Annotated in this window: 11 protein-coding genes; 9 read left to right on the top strand and 2 right to left on the bottom strand. The window is 68.8% G+C overall.

All coding sequences use genetic code 11. The features are described 5' to 3' along the window. Together ACWGCN_RS10650 and ACWGCN_RS10645 are read right to left on the bottom strand one after the other, a co-directional pair. Positions 1-672 carry a histidine phosphatase family protein gene (locus tag ACWGCN_RS10650; RefSeq protein ID WP_452457608.1) on the bottom strand — a complete coding sequence of 224 codons (672 nt, stop codon included), beginning with the start codon at positions 670-672 and terminating at the stop codon, positions 1-3. A gap of 44 nt (positions 673-716) precedes the next feature. Further along, positions 717-1595: a sulfurtransferase gene (locus ACWGCN_RS10645; protein ID WP_452457607.1), complete on the bottom strand. Its 879-nt coding sequence runs from the start codon at positions 1593-1595 to the stop codon at positions 717-719. A 659-nt stretch (positions 1596-2254) separates the two neighbouring features. Between ACWGCN_RS10645 and ACWGCN_RS10640 the strand changes: the two genes are divergently transcribed. From ACWGCN_RS10640 to fabG, 9 genes are all read left to right on the top strand, one after another. Then, positions 2255-3544: a helix-turn-helix transcriptional regulator gene (locus ACWGCN_RS10640; protein WP_452457606.1), complete on the top strand. Its 1290-nt coding sequence runs from the start codon at positions 2255-2257 to the stop codon at positions 3542-3544. A 284-nt stretch (positions 3545-3828) separates the two neighbouring features. Beyond that, complete coding sequence (locus tag ACWGCN_RS10635; protein ID WP_452457605.1) at positions 3829-5004, top strand: acyl-CoA dehydrogenase family protein; 1176 nt, start codon at positions 3829-3831, stop codon at positions 5002-5004. Between the two features lie 29 nt (positions 5005-5033). Then, positions 5034-6782 carry an acetyl/propionyl/methylcrotonyl-CoA carboxylase subunit alpha gene (locus tag ACWGCN_RS10630; protein WP_452457604.1) on the top strand — a complete coding sequence of 583 codons (1749 nt, stop codon included), beginning with the start codon at positions 5034-5036 and terminating at the stop codon, positions 6780-6782. Between the two features lie 20 nt (positions 6783-6802). Then, complete coding sequence (locus tag ACWGCN_RS10625; protein ID WP_452457603.1) at positions 6803-8257, top strand: FAD-dependent monooxygenase; 1455 nt, start codon at positions 6803-6805, stop codon at positions 8255-8257. A 23-nt stretch (positions 8258-8280) separates the two neighbouring features. Beyond that, positions 8281-8607 (top strand): TcmI family type II polyketide cyclase, encoded by a 327-nt coding sequence (locus tag ACWGCN_RS10620; RefSeq protein ID WP_067445797.1) that lies wholly within the window; start codon positions 8281-8283, stop codon positions 8605-8607. Next, the gene (locus ACWGCN_RS10615; protein ID WP_452457602.1) at positions 8604-9881 is read left to right on the top strand and encodes a beta-ketoacyl-[acyl-carrier-protein] synthase family protein; all 1278 of its coding nucleotides are present in this window, start codon (positions 8604-8606) and stop codon (positions 9879-9881) included. Before ACWGCN_RS10620 ends, ACWGCN_RS10615 begins: the two co-directional genes overlap by 4 nt. Then, the gene (locus ACWGCN_RS10610) at positions 9878-11101 is read left to right on the top strand and encodes a ketosynthase chain-length factor (protein WP_449962699.1); all 1224 of its coding nucleotides are present in this window, start codon (positions 9878-9880) and stop codon (positions 11099-11101) included. The genes ACWGCN_RS10615 and ACWGCN_RS10610 overlap by 4 nt, the downstream gene beginning before the upstream one ends. 14 nt (positions 11102-11115) lie before the next feature. After that, positions 11116-11379, top strand: a complete 264-nt coding sequence (locus tag ACWGCN_RS10605) for an acyl carrier protein (protein ID WP_056819520.1) — start codon at positions 11116-11118, stop codon at positions 11377-11379. Between the two features lie 33 nt (positions 11380-11412). Beyond that, the gene (fabG, locus tag ACWGCN_RS10600; RefSeq protein ID WP_056819521.1) at positions 11413-12195 is read left to right on the top strand and encodes a 3-oxoacyl-ACP reductase FabG; all 783 of its coding nucleotides are present in this window, start codon (positions 11413-11415) and stop codon (positions 12193-12195) included. Positions 12196-12199: the final 4 nt, after the last annotated feature.

The raw sequence follows: 12199 nt of genomic DNA, 5'->3' as shown, positions 1-12199 counted from the left end.
CTACGTAGCGATGTCGCCGAACGGTGGGACGTGGTGTCCCCACCGCGTACATCCCCAGCCGAGGAACTGCGCTGCCGGACCGTAGCGCGGCGTCAGCTCGATCGTCTGGGTGAAGTCGAGGCGTGTGCTCGCGGCGAACGCCGTGGGCACACCGCCGATCGCGCCGGCCGCCAGCCGCATCGCCATACCGTGACTGACCAGCACCACATCAGTGCCCGCACCCGGCGTCAGGTACCGCGTGCGCAGGTCCTCGAGCACCGGCAGGAACCGGTCGAGCACGTCGGTGCCCGCTTCGCCGCCGGGAACCGCCAGGTCGAGTTCCCCACTGTGCCACCGTTGATAGGTCTGGTGGAATGCCTGGTGCGCGACGTCGGTGTCGACTCCCTCGAAGTTGCCGGCCTGCACCTCGTGCACACCGTCCAGCACAATCACCGGACCTCCGATGACCGACTCGATCTGCTCGGCGGTCTGGCGGGCCCGCAGCGCGGCCGAGCAGAACAGTCGCGGCGAACCGGCGACGGCAGCTCCGAATCGTGCGGCCTGCGCGGTGCCGCGTTCGGTGAGAGATGGGCCGGGAATACGAGTTTCGAGCCGCTTGCCGACATTGCCGTGCGACTCGCCATGGCGCACCATGACCAGCTTTCCCGTCGAATTCTGTGCTCCGTTGTCCATGCCTCCATGTTCCGGCACACGGGGTGCCGACCGGAGCTGTTGGGTCAACCAGGCTGCTCGCCGACGACCAGAGGTAGCGCGGGGTCGGCGGTCCATGCGGTCAGGGATCCGTCGTAGACAGCGACATCGTCGCGCCCGACCAGTGCCAACGCGTGGGCGACCCCGGTTGCCGCGACGCCTCCGCCGCAGTAGGTCACGGGTGTGATCGCTGGATCGAGCAGACCCGCGGCAGCGAACAAGGCCCGCAGTTCCTCGAGGGGGCGTAGTGCGCCGGTCTCCGGGTCGCGGATCTGGTCGATCGGCAGGTTGATGCTTCCAGGGATGTGGCCGGGTCGGGCGAAAACGTCTGTCTCGCCACGATAGGTCGCGGCGTCCAGGACGCCCACGAGCAGGAACTTGTCATCGGCTGTCGCCGCCTCGACCTCGTCGGTGGATCGGATGAGGCCAGGGCGGCGGCGGGCGGTGAAGGTGGCCGGTGTGGGTGTCACCGGGGAGCCCGAAACCTCGGCGCCCGCCGCCCGCCATGCGGGAAGGCCGCCGTCGAGGACCGCGACGTCGTCGAAACCCTCCAAACGCAACTGCCACCAGAAGCGAGTGGCCCAGATTCCGTCGTGCTGGTCGTAGACGACGACGCGTACCCCGTCGCCGATGCCGATCGCGCCGGCGGCCGCGGCGAAGCGCTCCGATTCCGGTGCGGTGCACGGTTGATCGGACGCCGGATCGGCGAAGTCGGTGAGTAGGTCGGCGAACACCGCGCCCGGGACATGGGCTGCCGCGTACGAGGTGCGCCCCGACTCCAGGGTGAATGTCGCGTCGTCGAGCACAGTGAAGTCGGTGCTCGCGTCCACGACCAGCAGGTCGGGCTCGCCCCGGTGGTCACGGAGCCAGGAGACGGACACCGTGTCATGGACGGTCTGCCCCATGTGGACCTCCGATTGCACTGGTGGGCACTGGATTCCGAATCTAGCGAGCACCGCCGGGCTCGCACCAGACCACCGATCTGCGTGAGTGAAACCCGTGTCCTCTCGGGCCATCGAGTTGAACTCGTGGATACAGTTGCCTGGTCTTTCGAGATGACATAGATGAACTATCCCGTTACCGTTGAACATCGAGACTGTTCGACGAGACGAGGAGGCTACTCGCCCGGCTCCAGTCGCGCCGGGCCGTGGGCGTGCCCCGGTTCGAGGTCTGCGCCAAGGCCTCTCGGTGGCATCCATCCCATTGCGCGTACGATTACCATCACATTCGGTGTCATGGCAATGCTCGATCTTGTTCGGGTAATAGCGTGTGCGAGTCGATAATTCACGATGTGATCTGCAAGAGATAAGATCAACGTATTCATATGTTGAACATCACTCAGAATTGCGCTGTGTCGCTGGTACTTTGACAACCGGGGGGATTTTCGCGGCCTTCGACGGCATGGTCGTGGAAGCTCGGCTTGCTGCACCAGGGAGACTTCATGACCGATCATCCTGTGTCCCGTTCGGAAGGCCTGTCGGCCCCGAGCGTAATGAATGTTATGTCGGAACGTCAGAAGGTGTTGTCGATCAAAACACCTCGAAACTCGGGGTGCGTCGAGCCGGTGCGATGTGGTCACGCGGAATCGACGTGGTGTGAACGCCGAGACTCCCGGCTCACCGACAAGGTCGACTATCTGTCCGGCGTCGGTCGCGCCGAGGCCCGCCTCCGTTTCGGCGATGCCGACACCCTGTGCGGCGGCGTGCAGAACATGCTTTTCGTGCACTGCGGAGTTCTGGACCGGGAGACCATCGTCCGGCGGTCGGAAGTCGTGCTCGATGCCGAATCCGACGAGCCCGACCCGGGATGTCTGTGGCTGGCTCTGCTGGCCCTGGTCTACGCGGACCGATGTGCCGAGGCCGCGGCGTACTGCACCCGGCTGCTGTCCGACGGACGCGGCGAGATCTCGTTCCGCCTCTTCGAAGCGCTGACGCTCATTCGCGCCAGGATCGACGCGCAGTCCGGTCGCCCCGCCGCGGCGATCGCGGCGATGGAACCGCTGCTGCGTCGCGGTGTGTCACCCGCACTGCGTGGCATGGCGCTGGCCTGGCTCGTCGAGGCGCTGGTTCAGGTCGGCGATCTGAGCAGTGCCCGGTGTCTGTTCGAGGACCGGATGAGCGCGGTGGACGCGATGCCCGACCACGCGCACGTGCTCGCCGCCCGAGGTGCGCTGCATCGCGCCGAAGGCGACCTCGAGCGCAGCCTGGCGGACTACCTGGCCTGCGGAAAGGTGTTGACCGCACTGAATGTGGCCAATCCGGCGATCGTTCCGTGGCGTTCCCGCGCCGCGCTGGTGGCGGCCGCGCTCGGCCGCTGCGATCTCGCGGCGGCACTGGCCGACGACGAGCTGGCCGCAGCCCGGCGCTGGGGTTCACCGGGGGCGGTGGGACGGGCCCTGCACGCGGTCGGCATGGCGCGGCGCGACAGTCGGTCGGTGGGCGCGCTCGAACGTGCCGTAGAGCTGCTCGAACTCGCTGAAGCACGCTACGAGCTGATGGGCGCACTGTGTGATCTGGGGCAGTTGCACGCGGTCGAGGGTGATGTGGAGCGGTCGCGGTGGGCTGTCACGGCGGCCACCGAGCTCGCGGCCGCTGCCGGTAGCGGCCCTGTACTGCAGCGCGCGGGCTCGGTCCTCGGCGCCTTGGATACGCAGCATCGCGAGACCGGCTTGACCAGACAGGAGCGCAAGATCGCCGGCCTCGCGGTGCGGGGGCTCAGCAACAAGGAAATCGCCGAGCAGTTGTTCCTGACGGTGCGCACCGTCGAGTTCCACCTGTCCAATGTGTACCGGAAACTCGGTATCGCGGGTCGGCGTCAACTGGCCGGGGTAATGAATGCGCGGGAGTGCGCGTGAGGTAGTTTCCGGTAGTCGAATTACTCGGACGGCAGTCGTGTTCCACACGACTGCCGTCTTTTGTGCGTGTGCCTCGGTTCCGAAGGCGTTGCCCTGGTGATGATCCTGTGGTTTCCCCGGGGAGAACCTACGGGTCGACCGTAGAGTCGTTCCGCAGCCCTTGAATCGTCGCCGAATTCTGTGCGAGATTTTCGGTGATCGGTGAGCAGCGTTGTCGCCGAATAATTCTCGAACTTCTTCGATACCGCTTCGGTATTCACGATATTCGGCGAGAGGAATCGACCATGTCTACCAACCCGTCCCGTGAGGAACTCGTCGAGCGTGCCACCAAGCTGGCGCCGCTATTGCGTTCGCGGGCTCGCTGGATCGACGAGAACCGCCGCCTGCCCGACGATGTCATCGACGCGATCGAGGAATCCTCGCTGCTGAACATGCAGGTTCCCGCGCAGTACGGCGGCTACGAATCCAACACCCGGGATTTCGTGGACGTGCTCGCCGAGGTCGCCCGTGGCAACACCTCGGTGGCCTTCTGCCTGTCGATCTACGCCTCGCTCACCTGGATGTCGGCGCTGTGGCCCGACGCCGCACTCGACGAGGTCTTCGCGACACCGAACGTACGGATCTCGGGCACCACCGCGCCCACCGGTACCGCGACGAAGGTCGACGGCGGGTGGGTACTGAACGGCACGTGGCGCTTCAACAGCGGTGTGCTGCACGCACACTGGAAGGTCACCGTGGCGCTGCCGACCGAGCCCGGCGCCGAGCCGGTGCCGATCTTCGCCCTGGTGCCCACGGCTGATCTGCGCATCGTCGACGACTGGTACACCTCCGGGCTGGAAGGCTCCGGCAGCGTCTCGACAATCGCCGAGAACGTGTTCGTGCCCGAGTACCGGGTGATCACCGGCGAGGACTTCTACCAGAATCGGTCCAAGTCTGCGGTGAACGTGCTCAAGCCGCAGTACGCGGCGCCGGTGCTGGTGCCGGTCACCGCGATCCAGACCGGTCAGCTGGTCGGTGCGGCGCGGGCGGCGCTGGCGGCGTTCGTCGAACGGCTGCCCGGTCGGCCCATCACCTACACCGATTACGCCAGCCAGCTCGACGCCCCGGTCACCCATTTGCAGGTCGGCGAGGCGGCCCTGCTGATCGAGGACGCCGAGGCGCGGGCGCGGACCTACGCCGACGTGATCGATGCGAAGGCCGCGGCGAACGAGGCGTGGACCGAACAGGAACGGGTCTGGTCGCGGGTGCAGATCGGCTGGGTGGCCCACCAGGCCAAGCAGGCGGTGGAGATCCTGGCCCAGGCCAGTGGCGGTTCCTCGATCCAGCGCGACGTGCCGATCGCGCGGTTGCAGCGTGATATCCACGCGACCTCGCTGCACGCGATGATCACGCCCAGCGTGAACATCGAGCTGTACGGCCGTTCGCTGGTCGGCCTGCCGCCCAACACCGTCTACCTGTGACCGTGACGAAGCGACAGGGAGCAGCGACCATGCGCAAGGTACTCATCGCCAATCGGGGCGAGATCGCGGTCCGCGTCGTGCGTGCGTGCCGCGACGAAGGATTGGCCGCGGTCGCGGTCTACGCCGAACCCGATCGGGACGCACCCCATGTGCGGCTGGCCGACGAGGCGTACGCGCTGGGCGGGGACACGCCGGCGACGAGTTACCTCGACGCCGCGAAACTGCTGCGCGCGGCAGCCGCCGCCGGTGCGGACGCGGTTCACCCCGGCTACGGATTCCTTTCCGAAGACGCCGATTTCGCGCAGGCGGTGCTCGACGCCGGTCTCACCTGGATCGGCCCGCCGCCCGCGGCAATCCGTGCGCTCGGCGACAAGGTGTCGGCCCGGCGCATCGCCGAGGCGGTCGGCGCGCCGCTCGTGCCGGGCACGCGGGACCCCATAGCCGGCGCTGCCGAGGCGGTCGACTTCGCCGACCGGCACGGACTGCCGATCGCGATCAAAGCCGCCCACGGTGGCGGAGGTCGCGGGTTACGGGTGGTGCGCGAGCGCGCCGAGATCGCCGAGCTGTTCGACGCGGCCGTGCGCGAGGCTACCGCCGCCTTCGGGCGCGGGGAGTGCTTCGTGGAGCGCTACCTCGAGCAGCCGCGACACGTGGAAACCCAGTGCCTCGCCGATGTCTTCGGTCATGTGGTGGTGGTGTCGACGAGGGACTGCTCGTTGCAGCGCCGCCACCAGAAGCTGGTGGAGGAGGCGCCCGCACCGTTTCTCACCGACGCCCAACGCGACGAGCTGTACCGGGCGTCGAAGGCGATCCTGTCCCAGGCGGGGTACGTGGGCGCGGGCACCTGCGAATTCCTGATCGGGCGAGACGGGACGCTGTCGTTCCTGGAGGTGAACACCCGGCTGCAGGTCGAACATCCCGTGAGCGAGGAAGTGACCGGGATCGACCTGGTCCGGGAGATGTTCCGGATCGCCCGCGGTGAACCCCTCGGCTACGACGACCCGCCCGCGCGCGGGCACGCGCTGGAATTCCGCATCAACGCCGAGGACCCGGGGCGTGGCTTCCTCCCCGCGCCGGGCACGGTGACGAAGTTCGCCGCGCCCTCGGGTCCGGGGGTGCGGGTCGACACCGGCGTGGAGCAGGGATCGGTGATCGGCCCGGCCTGGGACTCGTTGCTGGCCAAAGTGATCGTCACCGGCGCCGATCGCGATCAAGCGCTGGCGCGGTCGCGCCGGGTGCTCGCCGAGCTCACCGTGGACGGCGTCGCGACGACGCTGCCGTTCCACCGCGCGGTGCTCGACGACCCGGCCTTCACCGGCGTGCCGTTCACGGTGCACACCCGCTGGATCGAGACCGACTTCGACAATCGCATCGCCGCGCAGGACATCGCGGGGGAGACGACAGTCGAACCCGAGCGGGAAACGATGGTCGTGGAGATCAGCGGCCGACGGCTCGAGGTCTCGCTGCCCGCCCCCGACCGCATCGGCATCGCGTCGCCACGCCGTAGCGCTCGCACCGCACGCGGTGGACGCGGCGCTTCCGCCTCCGACGCGCTGGTCGCGCCGATGCAGGGAACCGTCGTGAAAATCGCTGTGACGGAAGGGCAATGGGTCGATTCCGGCGACCTCGTCGCCGTTCTCGAGGCCATGAAGATGGAACAGCCGCTCACCGCGCACCGGGCGGGCATCGTGCGCGAACTGACCGCCACCGTCGGCACGACGGTGAGCTCCGGCACCACAGTGTGCCGCCTCGACGACTCCGGAAGTCATGCGGCATGAACGGAATTCAGGAGGTAACCATGGACGCTGCCGTCATCGTGGCAGGCGCGGGACCGACCGGGCTGACACTGGCCGGGGAACTGCGGCTGGCGGGCGTCGACGTGATCGTCGTCGACCGGCTGCCCGCTCGCACCGGGGAATCGCGTGGCATCGGGTTGACCCTGCGCACCACCGAAGTGCTCGACCAGCGTGGACTGCTCGGCCGCTTCGGTGCGGTGGAGACCGGTTCGGCGGGGCATTTCGGCGGGATTCCGCTCGACCTCACGGTCCTCGGCGCACCGCTGGAAGCGCCACGCGTGGTGCCCCAGTCGACGACCGAAGCGGTGTTGGAGGGCTGGGCGCGTGAGCTGGGCGCCGACATCCGGCGCGGACACGAAGTGGTCGGGCTCGACAGCGACGCCGACGGCGTCACCGTGCACTTCGCGGAGCACGCGCCGTTGCGCGCCGGCTATCTCGTCGGCGCCGACGGTGGCCGCAGTGTGGTGCGCAAGGCCGCCGGGTTCGACTTCCCCGGCACCCCGGCCACCACCGAACTGCTGCTCGCCGATGTCCGCGGGGTGGAGATCGCGCCGCGGATGATCGGCCAGCAGGTATCCGGCGGCATGGTGATGAGCGCCCCGCTGCCCGGGGGCGCCTATCGGATCATCGTCGGCGAACGCGGCGCCGCACCCCGGCGTCGCACCGGCCCACCGGATTTCGCCGAGGTCGCCGACGTCTGGAAGCGGCTGACCGATGTCGACATCTCGCACGCGGAACCGGTCTGGGTGAGCGCCTTCGGTGACGCCGCGCGTCTGGTCACCGAGTACCGGCGGGGGCGGGTGCTGCTCGCGGGCGACGCGGCGCACGTCCATCTGCCCGCGGGCGGGCAGGGCATGAACACCGGCATCCAGGACGCGGTGAACCTCGGCTGGAAGCTCGCCGCGGTGAGCCGCGGCAGGGCACCGGCCACCCTGCTCGACACCTACCACGGGGAACGTCACCCGGTCGGGCAGCGGCTGCTGGCCAACACCAAGGCGCAGAGCCTGTTCATCCTCGGTGGCGAGGAGGTCGGGCCACTGCGTGAGGTGCTGCGCGAACTCGTCGCCTATCCGGAGGTGGAACGGCACCTCGCGGCCAGGGTCACCGGACTCGACATCCGCTACGACGTGGGCGGCGGGTCCCACCCGCTGCTGGGCGCCCGGCTGCCACGGCGCCGGCTCGCGCGCGGCGCGCACGCCACCGACACCGCCGCCCTGCTGCGGCCGGGCCGGGGCGTTCTGCTCGACCTCACCGACAACCCGGCGCTGCGCCACCGGGCCCAGCCGTGGACCGACCGCATCGACGTGGTCACCGCGACCGCGACCGAACCGATCGACGCCGACGCGCGCACCACCGCGCTGCTGGTGCGGCCCGACGGCCATGTGGCCTGGGTCGCCCCCGGCACGCACAACGCCCTGCCGACCGTCCTGGACCGCTGGTTCGGGCCGGCCCGATGAACATCCGAGAGAAGGGGAAGTCAATGTTCAGCACACTGATCGTGGCCCGCATGGACCTCGCGTCCGCGGGCGATGTCGCCGGACTGTTCCGGGAATTCGACACCACCGAGCTGCCACACCGGATGGGCACGCGCCGCCGCCAGCTCTTCCACTACCGCGGCCTGTACTTCCACCTGCAGGACTTCGACGAGGACAACGGCGGCGAACGGATCGAGGACGCCAAGACCGACGACCGCTTCGTGCGGATCAGCCAGGATCTCAAGCCGTTCATCGAGGCCTACGACCCGAAGACCTGGCGCTCACCGGCGGACGCGATGGCGCACCGCTTCTACGACTGGAACGCGCGATGAGCGCGCCCGAACGTCGCGTGGTGATCACCGGCGTCGGGGTGTCCGCCCCCGGCGGGGTGGGAACGAAGAGCTTCTGGGACCTGATCTCCAACGGCCGCACCGCGACCGGACGGATCTCGCTGTTCGATCCGGCGCCGTTCCGGTCCCAGGTGGCCGCCGAGATCGACTTCGACCCCGAATTACACGGCCTGACCCCGCAGGAGATCCGGCGGATGGACCGGGCGGCGCAGCTGGCGGTGGTCAGTGCCCGCGAGGCGGTCGCCGACAGCGGGCTCGAGTTCGACAATATCGACCCGTTCCGGACCGGTGTCACCATCGGCAGCGCGGTGGGCGCCACGATGGGCCTCGATGAGGAGTACCGCACCGTCAGTGATGGTGGGCGGCTGGAACTGGTCGATCACAACTACGCGGTGCCGCACCTCTACAACTACTTCGTCCCGAGTTCGTTCGCGACCGAAGTAGCTTGGGCGGTCGGCGCGCAAGGACCGTCGACCGTGGTGTCCACCGGGTGCACTTCCGGTCTGGACGCGGTCGGCTACGCCGCGGAAGTGCTGCGCGAAGGTGGCGCGGACGTGATGATCGCGGGCGCTACCGACGCCCCGATCAGCCCGATCACGGTGGCCTGCTTCGACGCGATCAAGGCCACCACCCCGCGCAACGACGATCCCGCGCACGCCTCGCGGCCCTTCGACGCCAGCCGCAACGGCTTCGTCCTCGGCGAGGGCGCGGCGGTGTTCGTGCTCGAGGAACTGGAGAGCGCGCGCAAACGCGGCGCGACGATCTACGCCGAGCTGGCCGGACACGCCACCCGTTCCAATGCCTTCCACATGACCGGTCTGCGCCCGGACGGCAAGGAGATGGCCGAGGCGATCCGCACCGCACTCGGCCAGGCGCGGATCGACGGCACCGAGATCGACTACATCAACGCGCACGGTTCCGGCACCAAACAGAACGACCGGCACGAGACCGCCGCGGTCAAGCGCGTTCTCGGCGATCACGCCTACCGCACGCCGATGAGCTCGATCAAGTCGATGGTCGGGCATTCGCTCGGCGCGATCGGGTCTATCGAGATCGCGGCGTCGGTGCTGGCGTTGGTCAACAACGTGGTGCCGCCCACGGCCAACCTGCACAATCCCGACCCCGAATGCGATCTGGACTATGTGCCGTTGACCGCGCGCGACCACAAGGTCGACGTGGTGCTGTCGGTGGGCAGCGGGTTCGGTGGGTTCCAGAGCGCGGTCGTGCTCGCCGATCCTTTCCGGAGCCGACGATGAGCGCCGCGGTGGTGACCGGGCTCGGCGTCGCCGCGCCGACCGGTCTCGGGTTGGAAGAGTACTGGCGCACCACGCTGGCCGGGCGCACCGGGATCCGCCGGGTCACCCGGTTCGACCCCGCGTCCTATCCCGCGCAATTGGCCGGGGAGATCACCGGATTCGAGGCCGAGGAGCACCTGCCGGGCCGGCTGTTGCCGCAGACCGACCGGATGACGCGGCTGGCTCTGGTGAGCGCGGACTGGGCCTTCGCCGACGCCGGCGTGCGACCCGACGAGCTGCCCGATTACGCCGCGGGCGTGATCACCGCCAGCAGTTCGGGTGGCTTCGAGTTCGGGCAGAACGAACTGCGCGCACTGTGGAGCAAGGGCGGCGAGTACGTGAGCGCCTATCAGTCCTTCGCCTGGTTCTACGCGGTCAACAGCGGACAGATCTCCATCCGCAACGGGCTGCGCGGTCCGAGCAGCGTGGTGGTCAGCGACCAGGCCGGTGGGCTGGACGCGGTCGCCCAGGCGCGCAGACAGATTCGGCGCGGCACCACGCTGGTGGTGACGGGCGCGATCGACGCCTCGATCTGCCCCTGGGGGTGGGTGGCACAGCTGGCGGGCGGCGGACTGAGCACCGTCACCGACCCGGACCGCGCCTACCTGCCGTTCGACGCGCAGGCGGACGGCTACGTCCCGGGTGAGGGCGGCGCGCTGCTGGTCCTCGAGGACGCCGAGCACGCCAGACAACGCGATGCGCCCCAGATATACGGCGAGATCGCCGGGCACGCGGCCACCGTCGACCCGCGCCCCGACGGTCCGGGCGAGCCGGGGCTGCGCAGGGCGATCGAACTCGCCCTCGGCGACGCGGGGGTGACTCCCGCCGAGATCGACGTCGTCTTCGCCGATGCCGCAGGCATCGCCGAACTCGACCGGATCGAGGTCGACGCCCTGGTCGCGGTGTTCGGTGCGCGTGGCGTGCCGGTAACAGCACCGAAAACCATGACCGGACGGCTCTATTCGGGCGCGGCACCGCTGGACCTGGCCGCCGCCTTCCTGTCCATCCGCGACGGGGTGATCCCGCCGACCATCGGCACCGATCTTGCCGCGGACTACCAGCTCGACCTGGTCACCGAGGTCAGGCCCGCACCCGTGCGGACCGCGCTCGTGCTCGCCCGCGGTGCGGGTGGGTTCAACTCCGCCATGGTCGTGCGCGGCCCCGAACACCTTCGCCCCTGAGGAAAGGAAAGCCCGTGTCGACATCGTTCACACTCGACGATCTGCGCCGCATCCTACGAGAAGGCAGCGGCGACAGCCCCGGCCTCGACGGCGAATTCGCCGACATCGAGTTCGAAGACCTCGGCTACGAGTCGCTGGCGCTGCTCGAGACCACCGGCCGGATCAAACGCGAATTCGGCGTCACCCTCGACGACGACGCCGTCGTCGCCGTGACCACGCCGCGCGCGCTGGTCGACCTGGTCAACGAACAGCTGCTCGAAGCGCCCCAGCCCAGCTGAGCGCGACACCGATTGCCCGACAGGAGAACAGATATGACCAACGACGACAAGGTGGCTCTGGTCACCGGCGCCACCAGCGGCATCGGCCTCGCCTCGGTCCGTCAACTGGCGGGGCAGGGACACCGGGTGTTCCTGTGCGCACGCAACAAGGAAGCCGTCGCCGACACCGTCGCGCAATTGCGGGGCGAGGGCTTCGACGTGGACGGCACCACCGCCGATGTCCGTGCGGCCGAGGACATCTCGGCGTTCGTACGGGCCGCGGTCGACCGGTACGGCCCGGTGGACGTGTTGGTCAACAACGCGGGCCGCTCCGGCGGCGGCGTCACCGCCGACCTCACCGAGGAACTGTGGTCCGACGTGATCGCGACCAACCTCAACAGCGTGTTCCTGGCCAGCCGCGAGGTACTCACCACCGGCGGCATGCGAGAAAAACAGCGCGGCCGCATCATCAACATCGCCTCGACGGCGGGCAAGCAGGGCGTGGTGCTCGGGGCGCCGTACTCGGCGTCCAAGCACGGCGTCGTCGGGTTCACCAAGGCGCTCGGCAACGAGCTGGCCCCGACCGGGATCACGGTCAACGCCGTGTGCCCCGGCTACGTGGAAACGCCGATGGCGCAACGTGTTCGGTCCGGCTACGCCGCGGCCTACGACACCACCGAGGACGCGATCCTCACCAAGTTCCAGGCCAAGATCCCGCTCGGCCGTTACTCCACCCCCGAAGAGGTGGCCGGCCTGGTCGGCTACCTGGCGTCCGATCTGGCCGCCTCCATCACCGCGCAGGCGCTCAACGTCTGCGGCGGACTCGGCAACTTCTGATTCC

Source organism: Nocardia sp. NPDC055050 (genome assembly GCF_053608345.1).
The sequence above is the reverse complement of the archived record's forward strand: the minus strand, read 5'-3'. Positions and strand labels throughout refer to the sequence as shown.